At 68.9% G+C, this 13,133-nt stretch carries 19 protein-coding genes; 16 read left to right on the forward strand and 3 right to left on the reverse strand.

Annotation, left to right across the window (positions count from 1 at the left end; translation table 11 throughout):
- Position 1 precedes the first annotated feature (1 nt).
- The 10 genes from map (at position 2) to rplQ (ending at position 6,273) form a co-directional block, all read left to right on the forward strand.
- Complete coding sequence (gene map, locus ACFYRH_RS10640; RefSeq protein WP_387771333.1) at positions 2-823, forward strand: type I methionyl aminopeptidase; 822 nt, start codon at positions 2-4, stop codon at positions 821-823.
- A 78-nt stretch (positions 824-901) separates the two neighbouring features.
- Positions 902-1,348 (forward strand): DUF1707 domain-containing protein, encoded by a 447-nt coding sequence (locus ACFYRH_RS10645; protein ID WP_387771336.1) that lies wholly within the window; start codon positions 902-904, stop codon positions 1,346-1,348.
- Positions 1,345-2,160, forward strand: a complete 816-nt coding sequence (locus ACFYRH_RS10650; RefSeq protein ID WP_387771339.1) for a hypothetical protein — start codon at positions 1,345-1,347, stop codon at positions 2,158-2,160. Before ACFYRH_RS10645 ends, ACFYRH_RS10650 begins: the two co-directional genes overlap by 4 nt.
- Positions 2,161-2,378: 218 nt before the next feature.
- Positions 2,379-2,600, forward strand: coding sequence for a translation initiation factor IF-1 (infA, locus tag ACFYRH_RS10655; protein WP_012923661.1), 222 nt, complete (start codon positions 2,379-2,381; stop codon positions 2,598-2,600).
- 32 nt (positions 2,601-2,632) lie between these two features.
- Positions 2,633-2,746, forward strand: coding sequence for a 50S ribosomal protein L36 (gene rpmJ, locus ACFYRH_RS10660; RefSeq protein WP_008361054.1), 114 nt, complete (start codon positions 2,633-2,635; stop codon positions 2,744-2,746).
- A 183-nt stretch (positions 2,747-2,929) separates the two neighbouring features.
- Positions 2,930-3,301 (forward strand): 30S ribosomal protein S13, encoded by a 372-nt coding sequence (gene rpsM, locus ACFYRH_RS10665; protein ID WP_387771342.1) that lies wholly within the window; start codon positions 2,930-2,932, stop codon positions 3,299-3,301.
- Between the two features lie 35 nt (positions 3,302-3,336).
- Positions 3,337-3,744, forward strand: coding sequence for a 30S ribosomal protein S11 (rpsK, locus tag ACFYRH_RS10670; RefSeq protein ID WP_130384622.1), 408 nt, complete (start codon positions 3,337-3,339; stop codon positions 3,742-3,744).
- 26 nt (positions 3,745-3,770) lie between these two features.
- Positions 3,771-4,379 (forward strand): 30S ribosomal protein S4, encoded by a 609-nt coding sequence (gene rpsD, locus ACFYRH_RS10675; RefSeq protein WP_387771346.1) that lies wholly within the window; start codon positions 3,771-3,773, stop codon positions 4,377-4,379.
- 102 nt (positions 4,380-4,481) lie between these two features.
- Positions 4,482-5,507, forward strand: a complete 1,026-nt coding sequence (locus ACFYRH_RS10680; RefSeq protein ID WP_184840622.1) for a DNA-directed RNA polymerase subunit alpha — start codon at positions 4,482-4,484, stop codon at positions 5,505-5,507.
- Between the two features lie 79 nt (positions 5,508-5,586).
- Positions 5,587-6,273, forward strand: a complete 687-nt coding sequence (gene rplQ / locus ACFYRH_RS10685) for a 50S ribosomal protein L17 (RefSeq protein WP_387771350.1) — start codon at positions 5,587-5,589, stop codon at positions 6,271-6,273.
- Between the two features lie 56 nt (positions 6,274-6,329).
- On the opposite strand, the gene ACFYRH_RS10690 is transcribed toward rplQ, so the two are convergent.
- The gene (locus ACFYRH_RS10690) at positions 6,330-7,064 is read right to left on the reverse strand and encodes a hypothetical protein (RefSeq protein ID WP_387771353.1); all 735 of its coding nucleotides are present in this window, start codon (positions 7,062-7,064) and stop codon (positions 6,330-6,332) included.
- A gap of 93 nt (positions 7,065-7,157) precedes the next feature.
- On the opposite strand from ACFYRH_RS10690, the gene truA reads away from it, so the two are divergent.
- The 6 genes from truA to ACFYRH_RS10720 all read left to right on the forward strand — a co-directional run bounded on the left by truA (position 7,158) and on the right by ACFYRH_RS10720 (position 11,850).
- Positions 7,158-7,970: a tRNA pseudouridine(38-40) synthase TruA gene (gene truA, locus ACFYRH_RS10695; protein ID WP_387771356.1), complete on the forward strand. Its 813-nt coding sequence runs from the start codon at positions 7,158-7,160 to the stop codon at positions 7,968-7,970.
- Positions 7,963-8,562: a class I SAM-dependent methyltransferase gene (locus ACFYRH_RS10700; protein ID WP_387771359.1), complete on the forward strand. Its 600-nt coding sequence runs from the start codon at positions 7,963-7,965 to the stop codon at positions 8,560-8,562. Before truA ends, ACFYRH_RS10700 begins: the two co-directional genes overlap by 8 nt.
- A 39-nt stretch (positions 8,563-8,601) precedes the next feature.
- Entirely contained in the window at positions 8,602-8,889 is a 288-nt protein-coding gene (locus ACFYRH_RS10705; RefSeq protein WP_387771362.1) for a hypothetical protein, read from the forward strand.
- Complete coding sequence (locus ACFYRH_RS10710) at positions 8,886-10,364, forward strand: zeta toxin family protein (RefSeq protein ID WP_387771365.1); 1,479 nt, start codon at positions 8,886-8,888, stop codon at positions 10,362-10,364. The genes ACFYRH_RS10705 and ACFYRH_RS10710 overlap by 4 nt, the downstream gene beginning before the upstream one ends.
- A 198-nt stretch (positions 10,365-10,562) precedes the next feature.
- Positions 10,563-11,084 carry an RNA polymerase sigma factor gene (locus tag ACFYRH_RS10715; RefSeq protein ID WP_387771368.1) on the forward strand — a complete coding sequence of 174 codons (522 nt, stop codon included), beginning with the start codon at positions 10,563-10,565 and terminating at the stop codon, positions 11,082-11,084.
- Entirely contained in the window at positions 11,077-11,850 is a 774-nt protein-coding gene (locus tag ACFYRH_RS10720) for a hypothetical protein (protein WP_387771371.1), read from the forward strand. Before ACFYRH_RS10715 ends, ACFYRH_RS10720 begins: the two co-directional genes overlap by 8 nt.
- Before the next feature lies 1 nt (position 11,851).
- Here the strand turns inward: ACFYRH_RS10720 and ACFYRH_RS10725 are convergent, their stop codons facing one another.
- Complete coding sequence (locus ACFYRH_RS10725) at positions 11,852-12,898, reverse strand: hypothetical protein (RefSeq protein ID WP_387771374.1); 1,047 nt, start codon at positions 12,896-12,898, stop codon at positions 11,852-11,854.
- Positions 12,895-13,131: a hypothetical protein gene (locus ACFYRH_RS10730; protein ID WP_387771377.1), complete on the reverse strand. Its 237-nt coding sequence runs from the start codon at positions 13,129-13,131 to the stop codon at positions 12,895-12,897. The genes ACFYRH_RS10725 and ACFYRH_RS10730 overlap by 4 nt, the downstream gene beginning before the upstream one ends.
- Between the last annotated feature and the right edge of the window lie 2 nt (positions 13,132-13,133).

Here is a 13,133-nt window from a genome sequence, read left to right on the forward strand (position 1 = left end):
GATGTTTAGAGACCGCGGTATCGAGATCAAGACCCGCGAGCAGATTCTGGCGATGCGCAAGGCCGGCCTGGTGGTCGGCCGCACGCTGGAACTGCTCCGCGGGCATGTCCGGGCCGGAATCACGACGGGCGAGCTGGACGCGATCGCGGAGGACAACATCCGGTCCTCCGGCGCCACCCCGTCGTTCAAGGGCTACCACGGCTTCACCGGGTCGATCTGCGCCTCGGTGAACGACGAGATCGTGCACGGCATCCCGGGCGGCCGGGAGCTGGCCGAGGGTGACCTGATCTCGATCGACTGTGGTGCGATCGTGGACGGCTGGCACGGCGACGCCGCGATCACCGTCGGCGTCGGCGAGGTCGACGACGAGCTGCTCGAGCTGGCCCGGATCTGCGAGGAGTCGATGTGGCGCGGCTTCGGCGCCGCGCGGCTCGGCGGGCGGCTGTCCGACATCTCGGCCGCGATCGAGGCACATGTCCGGGCGAACTCGTCGTACGGGATCGTCGAGGACTTCGTCGGGCACGGGATCGGTTCGGCGATGCACCAGCCGCCGAACGTGCCGAACTTCGGCCGCGCCGGCCGTGGGCCGAAGCTGGTCGAGGGGATGGCGCTGGCCGTCGAGCCGATGCTGACCCTCGGCAAGCAGGACAACCACACGCTCGAGGACGACTGGACGGTCGTCACCGACGACGGCCGGTCGGCCGCTCACACCGAGCACACGTTCACGCTCACTCCGCAAGGACCGTGGGTGCTGACCGCGATCGACGGCGGCGAGGCCAAGCTGGGCGAGCTCGGCATCAAGATCGGCGCTCTCGCGGACTGAGGACCGGCCGATCGGCGGACTCGCGGGTCCACCCGTCGGGGGACGCCGGGGGAACCGGAGCTGAGGCACACTTGAGCCATGCCTCAGTACCAGCCGCACCAGCGATTCACCGAAGCCGACCGGGACAAGATCGCCGGCCGGCTGCGGGATGCGTACGCGGACGGACGGCTGGACCAGCCCGAGTTCTCCTCCCGCCTCGACCAGCTCTACACCGTGCAGACGTACGGCGAGCTCGAGCCGCTGGTGCGTGACCTGCCGCCGGTGCGGACGTACCAGACGCCCGAGGTGGTCAAGGACACCAAGCCCGCGCCGGAGCCGGGCAGCTTCCCGGAGCGGAAGAAGGACAACCACCCGCACCACGGCCGCGGCGCCATTGGCGGCTTCACCGGCGTCGTGATGATCAACGTGGTGATCTGGTTCGTGATCGGGCTGGGCAACGGCGGGCACTGGCCGCACTTCTGGCCGGTGTGGCTGCTGATCCCGTGGGCGATCATCGCCCTCGGCGGTCTCGGCAGGCGCCGTTGACGGCGGCTCCGGTCAGCCGCCGCCTGACGGGCCCACGGCTGCGGCCGGACCTGGCGTGGCAGTTCCACCAGGGGTCCGCGATCGTCTACGTGATCTGGTTCGCGGTCGCCGTACCGCTGGCTGTCGTGGGGCTGCTGCTGGAGCCACGCTGGGTGGGCTGGATGGTGCTGGCCTGGTTCCTGGTGCTGGTCGGGTTCACGGTGGCGCTGCGGATCGGTGACTCGCGCCGCCGGCGGTCCTGGGTGGATGCGGCCGGTCAGCTCGGCTGGCGGATCAGCGCGTCCGGTGACGAACTGCTGGATCGTTGGCCGTTCCCACCGTTCGACGCAGACCCTGATGCCGAGGTGCTGGACGTGACGTCCGGACGGCACCGGGGGCGGGAATTCCGGACCGGTCGATTCCAGCACAAGGTACGGCGCCGGCTGCTCGGCTTCGACTTCCTGGACTTGCACGTGGAACGACCCCTGCCGCCGCTGCAGGTGCTGCCCGCGGGACTGGCACCGGTGGCGGCGGCGAGCTTCCTGCCGTTGAAGCTGACGGTCGACGGACTGCCGACGCAGTACCAGCTGTTCAACGGGCACGAGGAGCATGCGCTGGCGGTGCTGCATCCGCGGGCGGTCGAGGCGCTGGCCGAGGTGCCGGCGTTCGGTTTCAGCTGCGAGGGGCGGCGGTTCGTCGCGATCCTCCCGGCGTACCGCGACGCGACCACCGCCCTGGCGCAACTGGATGCGGCCTGCGACCTGCTCGACCTGATGCCCGAGCAGGTCTGGCGCGCCGGCGAGCAATGGGCGGCTACCGAGCAGGAGTCCTGAGCAGCAGCACGGACCGATGGGATCGATGACTCACTCGCCGGACTCGGAGAGTCACTCAATGTGACGTTGATGCCACTGGATACCTGGGGTGCGGAGCATCTGGAGGAGCTGGAGAGTACCCGCTGAGGGCTCAATTGGGCTCCTCGGCGTGCGTGGCGTACACTTTTTCCTTGGCTCTTTGTAGCCATAGCCAGTCACGTCTACAGAAGTGCGAGGACATGCCCAAAAAAGAGGGAGTAATCGAACTCGAGGGCACCATCGTCGAGGCCCTGCCGAACGCGATGTTCCGTGTTGAGCTGTCCAACGGGCACAAGGTGCTCGCGCACATCAGCGGCAAGATGAGGCAGCACTACATCCGGATCCTCCCCGAGGACCGGGTCGTCGTGGAGCTGTCGCCGTACGACCTCACCCGGGGTCGCATCGTCTATCGGTACAAGTAACACCACCAACACCTGTCGAAGAAAGTAGCTCGATGAAGGTCAACCCGAGCGTCAAGAAGATCTGCGACAAGTGCAAGGTGATCCGCCGGCACGGCCGGGTCATGGTGATCTGCGAGAACCCGCGGCACAAGCAGCGGCAGGGCTGACCAGCCTCACGCAGGAACACGGCACTTTCGCACCACAGCGCGCACGCTCGTCCAGCACAGCACGACGCTGGATGTCGCCCCCGGAACAGAGGCCGGGGCCTTGCCGGTGAACGAACAACTCACCGAGGCGGGCAAGGACGCGGCGCGCCACCACACCTCTGCTGACGAAAGGAACACCGCCACATGGCACGCCTCGTAGGAGTCGACCTGCCGCGCGACAAGCGCATCGAGGTCGCTCTGACCTACATCTTCGGTGTCGGCCGCACGCGCGCGGTCGAGACGCTGAAGAACACCGGGGTCTCCCCGGACAAGCGCGTCCACGAGCTGGGCGACGACGAGCTGGTCAAGCTCCGGGACTGGATCGAAGGCAACTACAAGATCGAAGGTGACCTCCGTCGCGAGGTGACCGCGGACATCCGCCGCAAGATCGAGATCGGGTCGTACCAGGGTCGCCGGCACCGCAGCGGACTGCCGGTGCGCGGTCAGCGCACCCGCACCAACGCCCGCAGCCGTAAGGGTCGTCGTAAGGCGATCGCCGGCAAGAAGAAGAAGTGACCCGGATGACCGTCGAACCCAGGAGCAACTGACTTATGCCTCCCAAGAGCCGCAGTGCGGCCGGCGCGAAGAAGGTGCGCCGCAAGGAGAAGAAGAACGTGGCCGCCGGCCACGCGCACATCAAGAGCACGTTCAACAACACGATCGTGACGATCACCGACCCGACCGGCGCGGTCATCTCGTGGGCCTCCGCGGGCACCGTCGGCTTCAAGGGTTCGCGCAAGTCGACCCCGTTCGCCGCGCAGATGGCCGCCGAGGCCGCCGGGCGCCGGGCGATGGAGCACGGCATGCGCAAGATCGACGTGTTCGTCAAGGGTCCCGGCTCCGGCCGTGAGACCGCGATCCGTTCGCTGGGTGCGGTCGGCCTCGAGGTCGGCACCATCCAGGACGTCACCCCAGTCGCCCACAACGGTTGCCGCCCGCCGAAGCGGCGCCGGGTCTGACCCCAGAGAGAGGAAGGTAGCGAACCATGGCCCGTTACACCGGACCTATGACCAAGAAGTCGCGCCGTCTCGGGGTCGACCTCGTCGGTGGCGACAAGGCGTTCGAGCGTCGTCCGTACCCGCCGGGTATGCACGGCCGCGGCCGCCCGAAGGAGAGCGAGTACCTGCTCCAGCTGCGCGAGAAGCAGAAGGCGCGTTACTCGTACGGCGTTCTCGAGAAGCAGTTCCGCCGGTACTACGAGGAGGCCTCGCGGCGCTCCGGTAAGACCGGTGACAACCTGCTGCAGATCCTGGAGTCCCGGCTGGACAACGTGGTGTACCGCTCCGGTCTCGCCCGTACCCGCCGCCAGGCCCGCCAGCTCGTCGTCCACGGTCACTTCACCGTGAACGGCGTGAAGGTGAACATCCCGTCGTACCGGGTCGCCGCGCACGACATCATCGATGTCAAGCAGAAGTCGGCCGAGACGACGCCGTTCATCATCGCCCGCGAGACGCACGCCGAGCGCGTCGTCCCCGCGTGGCTCGAGGTGATGCCGGAGCGTCTGCGGATCGTCGTCCACCAGCTGCCCACCCGGCAGCAGATCGACACCCAGGTCGCCGAGCACCTGATCGTCGAGCTCTACTCGAAGAACTGACCCGGTACCGGCCGGTGGTCCTCGGACCGCCGGCCGGTTCGGTGCGTTCTTCACCATCGCGACCTCAAATAGTGGTCGTCGCGACAGAGAAGGAACACGAAGTTGCTTATCGCACAGCGCCCCACCCTGACCGAAGAGGTCGTCGGCGAGTACCGCTCACGGTTCGTCATCGAGCCGCTGGAGCCGGGCTTCGGCTACACCCTCGGGAACTCCATCCGCCGGACCCTGCTGTCGTCCATCCCGGGCGCGGCCGTCACCAGCATCAAGATCGACGGTGTCCTGCACGAGTTCTCGACCGTCGCCGGGGTCAAGGAAGACGCCACCCAGCTGATCCTGAACCTGAAGGACCTGGTCGTCTCCTCCGAGCACGACGAGCCGGTCACCATGTACCTGCGCAAGCAGGGCCCCGGTGACGTCACCGCCGCCGACATCGCGCCGCCGGCCGGTGTCGAGGTGCACAACCCGGACCTGAAGATCGCCACCCTGAACGAGAAGGGCCGGCTCGAGATGGAGCTGGTCGTCGAGCGCGGTCGTGGCTACGTCTCCGCGGTCCAGAACAAATCCGCCGACGCCGAGATCGGCCGGATGCCGGTCGACTCGATCTACTCGCCGGTCCTCAAGGTCACCTACAAGGTCGAGGCCACCCGTGTCGAGCAGCGCACCGACTTCGACCGTCTGGTCGTGGACGTCGAGACCAAGCCGTCGATGCTGCCCCGCGACGCGGTCGCGTCGGCCGGTAAGACCCTGGTCGAGCTGTTCGGTCTGGCCCGCGAGCTGAACGTCGAGGCCGAGGGCATCGACATCGGCCCGTCGCCGGTGGACGAGCAGATGGCCGCCGACCTGGCGCTGCCGGTCGAGGACCTGCAGCTGACCGTCCGGTCGTACAACTGCCTGAAGCGCGAGGGCATCCACACCGTGGGTGAGCTGATCTCGCGCAGCGAGCAGGACCTGCTGGACATCCGGAACTTCGGTTCCAAGTCCATCGACGAGGTCAAGCTGAAGCTGGCCGAGATGGGCCTGTCGCTGAAGGACTCCCCGCCCGGGTTCGACCTCCGCGCCGCGTCCGGTGCCTACGGCAACGAGGCGGACGACGAGGACGAGAGCTTCGCCGAGACCGAGCAGTACTGAGCTTGTACTGAGCTGACCAAGGCCCGTCGGGCCCTACATCCCTTCGGCCCGACGGGCCTTAGATTCCTGGAGTTATGAGATGCCAACCCCCACCAAGGGTGCTCGCCTGGGCGGCAGCCCGGCGCACGAGAAGCTGATCCTCAGCAACCTCGCGACGTCGCTGTTCGAGCACGGCGCGATCACCACCACCGCGGCCAAGGCCAAGCGCCTGCAGCCGCTGGCGGAGCAGATGATCACCAAGGCGAAGCGTGGTGACCTGAACTCGCGCCGCCAGGTGATGAAGCGGATCAAGGACAAGAGCGTCGTGCACGTGCTCTTCACCGAGATCGGCGAGCGGTACGCCGACCGTCCGGGTGGCTACACCCGGATCACCAAGCTCGGCCCGCGTAAGGGCGACAACGCCCCGATGGTGAAGATCGAGCTGGTCGAGGCGCTGGCCGACTCGCCGAAGGCGCAGAAGACCGCCGCCAAGAAGGCTCCGGCGAAGAAGGCTGCCGCGGCCGAGACCAAGGTCGAGGACAAGGTCGAGGACGCGCCGGTCCAGGACGTCGTGGCCGGCAAGTTCGAGAACTCCGCCGCCCCGAACGCCGACGGCTCCGCGCCGGAGGGCTTCTCGATCAAGGGCAACGAGGACTCGATGAAGTACCACACCACCGAGTCCCCGTGGTACGACCAGACGGTCGCCGAGGTCTGGTTCAAGACCGAGGCCGACGCCGAGGCCGCGGGCTTCGCGAAGGCCGGCGGTTCGGACGACGACGAGAAGTAGTCCCTTCTCCGCACGAGGCCCCCGCACCACACGGTGCGGGGGCCTCGTCGCGTTCGTCAGCGGGATCCCGAAGGACCGTCCAGCCGCGAGTGCGCCGACGGTAGGCGGGCGGCGGCGCTCCGGGTACGAGCCTCGTACGACCGCTCCTGGACAGCGATGTCTCGATCCGTCCTCGTCGGGCCGCCGCCCTTCGAGAGGTCGAACGCCGGCTGCTCGACGCCGGGGACGAGGACGAGGCCGTCGTCGGCCTTGGTCACGGTGAACTCGAGCCGGTCGTCGCCGGAGCGCCGAACCACGGTGGCCGGCTCGCCGGCCCGGAACGGTGCGTTCGGGGCGTCGGTCTGGACGCCGCCCTCGAATTCCGTCATCCAGCGCTCGGCACCGGCGGTGTCCCAGCCGTGGAACGCGAAGCTGCCCAGGTCGTTGGTCACCCGGTCACCGGCGCGCAGCCGGAACGGTTCCGCTCCGCTGAGGCCGGGCGGGTACGGGTCCGGAACGAGCGGCTCCACCCGGACCTCGCCGGATTCGTCGCGCAGCAGGCGGAACTCCTCGACCTGGCCGTCGACGTAGCGCTCCATCGCCAGCCGCTTGCCGACCGGGAACTGGTCGAACGGATCCGCACCCTGAACGCCCGTCCACATCAGCCGGACGTGGTCGCCGGTCTGGTACGGGAAGGTCCGCTCCCACGCCTCGGGCTGCTGGTCGTCGTACCCGAGGCGCCAGTAGTCGGCGTCCGGCCGGATCTCGATGACGTCACCAGGTCGCGGAACGTACACCTCGGATTGATCCACCCGATCTCCTTGCTCGCCACGTCGCCCGTGATTCCCGACCGTCAGCACCGTAGTCACGGCGAGGGCCATCGCGGTCCTGCGTTAGATTGCCGTGTGCGTTGGCGGATTGATCTCAGGTACGACGGGGCGGCCTTTCACGGCTGGGCCCGTCAGGACGGTCTCCGCACCGTGCAGGGCGTCCTGGAAGAGGCAGTGCGGGTCGTACTGCGGCTCTCGGAGCCCGTGACCGTCACTTGTGCCGGTCGGACCGACACGGGGGTGCACGCCCGCGGGCAGGTCACTCACGTTGACCTGGAAGGCGCTGTGGACCCGCTGAGGCTCCTCAGAGGGCTGAACGGAGTACTGCCCGAGGATGTGGCTGTCACGGCTGTGACGGCGGCCCCAGACGGTTTTGACGCCCGGTTCTCAGCGCTGGCCCGCCGGTACGTGTACCGGCTGTGCGACGACCCCGCCGGCTGGGACCCGCTGACGCGCGGACATGTGCTCCGCGTCGGCCGGCCGATGGATGTGGAGCGGATGAACGCCGCAGCCGCCGGACTGCTCGGTGAGCACGATTTCGCGGCGTTCTGTAAGAAGCGGGAAGGCGCCAGCACGGTGCGGGCGCTGCTGGACTTCTCCTGGCAGCGGACGGGTGTCGGGCGGTTGGAGGGCACTGTGATCGCAGATGCCTTCTGTCACTCGATGGTGCGGGCGCTGGTGGGGTCGATGATCCCAGTGGGCGACGGACGCCGGGAGGTCGAGTGGCCCGCCGCCGTACTGGCGGGAAAGGTGCGGCACTCGGCGGTGTCGGTCCTGCCGGCGCACGGTCTCACACTGGAAGAAGTGCGGTACCCCGCCGACGACGAGCTGGCCGCGCGGGCGTTGCAGGCCCGTCAGGTCAGGGGAGAGGTGCACCAGCGTGGCTGACCACTACTTCTCCGCGGAGCCCGGCTCTGCGGACGTACGCCGTACCGTGGAGGCGCGTATCTGGGGACGCGACTACACGTTCACCACGGCGACCGGCGTCTTCTCCCGGGACCGACTCGACATCGGTACGGCGGTGTTCCTGCGCTCGATCGACCCGCCCGAGGGCCCCGGAACCTTTCTCGACCTGGGGACCGGCTACGGCCCGATCGCCTGCGCGCTGGCGGTCGAGGCACCGGAGGCGACCGTCTGGGCGGTCGACGTGAACACGCGGGCGCTGGAGCTGACTGCCGAGAACGCCAAGGCGGCAGGCGTTGCGGATCGCGTGCACCCGGCGCTGCCGGACGACGTACCCGACGATCTGCGGTTCGACGCGATCTGGTCGAACCCGGCCATCCACATCGGCAAGCCGGAGCTGCACAAGATGCTGCTGCGCTGGCTGGATCGCCTCGCTCCGGACGGCGTGGCGTGGTTCGTCGTGGGCAAGAACCTGGGCGGCGACTCCCTGCAACGCTGGATGACCGAGCAGGGCTACCCCTGCGAACGGGTCGCCAGCGCCAAGGGCTTCCGGGTGCTGCGCGCACGGCCGGAATAGCTTGCCCTTGGCATGCGTCCGCGAGGTATGGTCCAGCTGATGACGGAAACCGGGAACACGGAGCCGAACCCGCGCTGGTCGTTCGACGACGAGCGCGCGTACGAGGCTGCCCGGAACCGGATCGGTGCCGTGATCGCGGCGTACAGCGCTCGGATCGGTGCCGCCGACAGTGATGGTGAGCATGCCGAGGCCGACCGGCTGGCGGCGCTGTCCGCGGAGTACGAGGAGCTGCGGCGGAGCCTGTCCCCGGACGACGGGGCCGAGATCGCGCGGATCAACGCCGAGTTCCCGGAGTTGCTGGCCCAGGTCCGCGCCGGCCGGCAATGAGCGAGGCAGCCGCACCGCGCAACGTCCTGCCCAAGGAGAAGCTCGAAGGTCACTACCTCCGGCGGATCCGGCCGGGGATCGCCGCGCACGGTCGCGGCCGGCCGCCGTGGCGACGGCAGCCCACCGTGCTGTTCATCGTGGGACAGCCCGGCGCGGGCAAGACCACCATGCAGGCGGCGGCGATGGACCGCCTCGGCATGAAGAACGCCTACGTCGTCGATCACGACGAGCTGCTCGAGAAGCATCCCGGTTATGCGAGCGGGGTGCTGGAGGACGACTACTCCGCCTCGGGGGTGTACGGGACCGACGCGGGGACGTGGCGGGCGTGGGCGTTGCAGGAGGTGCAGAACCGGCGGATGGACGTCGTCGTCCCGTACCCGATCGGTGGGCAGGGCGACGTCGACCTGATGCGGCAGTTCCAGGAGCGGGGGTACCGCGTCGAGGTCGCGTTCGCGGCGGTGCACGAGGCGCAGAGCCAGCTCGGGATCATGGAGCGGTTCAACGACGGGCGCCAGGAAGTCGGCTACGGGCGCTGGATCGGCTCGGACAACCACGACATGTTCTACCAGAACATGCTCGGTGCGGCGGATGCGATCGAGACGCAGGGTGCTGCCGATGCGGTGCACGTGTACCGGCGGGGCGAGGCCGAGCCGGTGTTCACGAACGAGCGGAAGAACGGGGTCTGGAGGCACCAGCCCGGGTCGACTCGCTGGGCGATCCAGAACGAGCGCAACCGGCCGTGGACCGACCGGGAGGTCAACCACTTCGTCCGGGGCTACAACAAGCTGGCGGCGCTGGCCCGGCGGCCGGTGAAGGACCATTTCAAGGCGATGCCGCTGATGGCGTCCGCCGAGGGGCAGCGGTTGCTGGGCCGGCTCCGGGAGCTCGCCGGCCCCAAGCTCGCTGAACACCAACGCCTCACGGCGATGCGCGCAGCCGCCGAGAGAGCCCAAACCACCCAGCAACAACCCCAGCATCCGCAGCCGCAGGTGCCGGCGCGGCCGCTGCAGGCTCCGCATGGGCAGCATGTGGCGCAGCCGTGGCAGCAGCAGGCGCCGGCTCACCCGGTGGGTCAGCAGCCGCAGCAACCTCAGCCGCAGCAGTCGGCGGAGGCGCCGACTCAGCCGCTGCCTCGGCCGGTGCAGCAGGTGCCGGCGCGGCCGCAGCAGGCTCCGCATGGGCAGCATGTGGCGCAGCCGTGGCAGCAGCAGGCGCCGGCGCAGCCGGTGGGTCAGCAGCCGCAGCAACCTCAGTCGCAGGTGGGGGCTCAGCGGGCCGGGCAGCAAGGTCAGCAGGGGCATGACTGGCAGTCGTTTGCTGTGCGGTTGCAGTCTGAGCAGAGCCCGGCTGCCGGGATCTCTGCGCCCGAGGCCGAGGCGCACTCACCGCAGGACGGTGGGCAGCGACCCCAGCAAGCGCAGGGCACCGCGCGGAACGATCGCAGTGGCGGAGACAACAGCCGATTGGCTCGCTGACCTCGGCGGATCTCGTCCCGGAACTCGCCGACGCCCGCGAACGCGGTGGTGCGGCCCTTGATCCGAGGATGCAGTCGAGCTCGATGGCTCACGCGTCGGTCGGAGGGTCAACCGTCGGTCACCCATAATTGGCCGGGCGTTCCGATCGGCTGCAACGGATCGGATCCGGCGAACGTCCTGAGGGTTATGGAGGCAGCCTTGGCGGCAGCGGAGGCACGGTCGGGGCAGGTGGACTTCGAGGTCTGGGTGACCGAGAAGGCCGATGCCCTGTTGCGGTTCGCCTACGTCCTGACCGGGGACGCCAACCTCGCGGAGGACGCCGTACAGGATGCTCTGACGACGGCGTGTGCGCGGTGGTCGCGGGTGAGCCGTGCGGACGACCCGGAGGCGTACGTGAAACGGATGGTGGTGAACGCGCACATCTCCTGGTGGCGCAGGTTTCGCCGGCGGGAGGCGCCGGTGGACGACCCGGTGCGTACCGCCAATGCCGCGCCGGACGGTGCAGCGGCCCGCGCCGAGGCGGACGCGATCTGGGCACTCTGCGCGACCCTCCCGGACAAGCAACGAGCAGCCGTCGTGCTGCGCTTCTACGAGGAGCTCTCGTACGCCGAAATCGCCCAGCTACTGCATTGCGCGGAGGCGACCGCCCGGTCGCACGTACACCGCGCACTGGCCGCACTGAAGACCACACTGAGCACGGAAGGAGCCGAGGATGCCTGAGCACGACCCTGAGCAGGAGCTCGGCCCCAAGCTCACGTCCGCCCTGCACAGCCAGGCCGACACCCAGACCGGCCTACAGAAGACCGGACTGGCCAGCGAGGCGCGCCGTCGGGTCCACCGGCGCCGGCAAGCGTGGTCAATGGCTGCGGGGGCTGTGCTGGTCGCTGCGGCGGTCGGCGGGGTCTGGGGCTTGCTGGGTGGTGAGTCACCGGTCGCGACGGGCAAAAGCGACTCCGCCGGTCAGGGCGAAGGCGTAGCGGCTCCTCATCGATCCACGCAGGGCCTCGCATCGCCGAAGGCCGCGCAGCAGGGCTGCCCGGTCGACCACCCGATCCTCAAGGCCAGCGGGCCACACGAACTGCCGGCCGGCACCGGACTCGACCTGAACACGCCGGTGACAGGCCTGCGCGCGTGCCGCTACGGCTTCGCCGAAGGGGGCACCGGTCTGCTCGGCCAGGAGTCGTACGACGCCTCCGTGGCCCGGCAGATCGTCGATGAGATCAAGGTGCTCCCGGAGCGGAACTCGGCACTGCCGGTCTTCAAGTGCGCACCGCCGACCGCGAAGCCCTCGGAGGCCATCGTGCTCCGCTTCGACACCGCAGACGGCGTACGGGAGATCTGGGTCGAGTACGACGGCTGCGCGGACGCCGGCTTCTTCACCGGCACCCACACGTACGGTCTGTTCGCCGCACCGCTGAAGCTGTTCATGACCGGCTCTGTCCGCCCGTCCGGCGGTACCTACCTGGACGCGCTGAAGGGCTGGTAGCTCACTCGACCTCGGGGCTTCGGAACCGAACGACGTTGTCCGGGTGGATGCCGTCGCGGCGTCGGGTGTGCGGACTCGCTCCGGTGTACGACCCCAGGAACTTCTGCAACTCGGCGGTCCCCAGGTCACGTGTACCACTGGACCATTCGCCGCGCTGGTCGTCCTCCTCGCGGGCAAGGACCCGGTTCGGCAGGGCCGGTGGCTGTTCACCCGGGTGGGCCGCGCTCCACGACGTGTAGTGGGTTGTGACGGCGTGGAGATTCCCGTCGAACTCGGCCGACTGGCTGCCCCAGATCAGTTCCCAGCCCGGCTCGACGAGTCGGCGGTGCTCGTCGGTCGCCAGATCCCGCAGCCTGCGCCGTAGCGGCGCGGACAGGTACTGGCGCAACTCTGACCGGTGCGCGTCGGGCACCAGACCACCCAGGTGGTGATCGAGGACGCGATCGGCGATCACGGCGAAGCGCTGCGTTCGCTCGGTGCGCTCGACCAGGTCGCGGAGCTGCCCAGGCGCGATCCCGGTGGTTGCGCTGAGCGGGCGCAGGAACTGCTCTGTGGCGGTCGTGTACGCCGGGTACGCCGGAGCGCCACTGTGCATTGGCAGGGCCTGATCGGTCAGCTTCTCGGCGACCCAGCCGGCATAGCGCTGGGTGAACCGCTCGGCGAACGCCAACTCGAGGACCTGGTCCTCCAGAGAGCTCAGTGCGGTTGCTCCTGGCTCGCCGTCGTCACCGAACTCGGACAACGAGAGCCGAGCCTGGAAGACCATCAGCTGAGTCGCACCCGCCGCGGCGAACGCCTCGTCGCTGGTGAGCGAGTGCCCCGATGTGTACGCCGGGCGCGCGGGCTCGAGCACGTGGGCCCGGCTGATCGTCAGACCGCCGTCGCGGTGGTACCTCCCGGCGGCCGGACCGGTCTGCTCGTAAAGCTCGCCGTTCCAGTGCGACGGCCGTTCGGCGTACGCCGCGACCTCGGCGACCACTGACGACACCCAGTCGAACTCCCAGGTGCCAGGCGGGATCTTGGGCCCGCGCTCGACGTACGCGGTCATCGCTTGTCCGACTCCAGTGCGATCAGTTCGACGATCGAGCTGTTCAGCAGCAGGACAGCGTGGTGGTGCTGCGGCGCGGCCTGCGGGACCAGCTCACCGATCCACTGCAGTGTCTGCTCCAGTTCGGCGATCCGAGCCTGACCCGACGCCTTCGACAGCATCGCCTCGGCGTACAGCCGCTGGGCCTCGCGGTACGCGTCCATCTGCACCTTTCCACACAGGCTGACCAGCACCC

The sequence above is a fragment of the Kribbella sp. NPDC004875 genome (genome assembly GCF_042873375.1).
Lineage (GTDB): Bacteria > Actinomycetota > Actinomycetes > Propionibacteriales > Kribbellaceae > Kribbella.

Coding starts and splice junctions, on each gene's coding strand:
- ACFYRH_RS10645 (WP_387771336.1), top strand. CDS start 902: ATGCCTCAGTACCAGCCGCACCAGCGATTCACCGAAGCCGACCGGGAC.
- infA (WP_012923661.1), top strand. CDS start 2,379: ATGCCCAAAAAAGAGGGAGTAATCGAACTCGAGGGCACCATCGTCGAG.
- rpsM (WP_387771342.1), top strand. CDS start 2,930: ATGGCACGCCTCGTAGGAGTCGACCTGCCGCGCGACAAGCGCATCGAG.
- ACFYRH_RS10710 (WP_387771365.1), top strand. CDS start 8,886: ATGAGCGAGGCAGCCGCACCGCGCAACGTCCTGCCCAAGGAGAAGCTC.
- ACFYRH_RS10725 (WP_387771374.1), bottom strand. CDS start 12,898: ATGACCGCGTACGTCGAGCGCGGGCCCAAGATCCCGCCTGGCACCTGG.
- rpmJ (WP_008361054.1), top strand. CDS start 2,633: ATGAAGGTCAACCCGAGCGTCAAGAAGATCTGCGACAAGTGCAAGGTG.
- map (WP_387771333.1), top strand. CDS start 2: ATGTTTAGAGACCGCGGTATCGAGATCAAGACCCGCGAGCAGATTCTG.
- ACFYRH_RS10705 (WP_387771362.1), top strand. CDS start 8,602: ATGACGGAAACCGGGAACACGGAGCCGAACCCGCGCTGGTCGTTCGAC.
- ACFYRH_RS10720 (WP_387771371.1), top strand. CDS start 11,077: ATGCCTGAGCACGACCCTGAGCAGGAGCTCGGCCCCAAGCTCACGTCC.
- rpsK (WP_130384622.1), top strand. CDS start 3,337: ATGCCTCCCAAGAGCCGCAGTGCGGCCGGCGCGAAGAAGGTGCGCCGC.
- rplQ (WP_387771350.1), top strand. CDS start 5,587: ATGCCAACCCCCACCAAGGGTGCTCGCCTGGGCGGCAGCCCGGCGCAC.
- rpsD (WP_387771346.1), top strand. CDS start 3,771: ATGGCCCGTTACACCGGACCTATGACCAAGAAGTCGCGCCGTCTCGGG.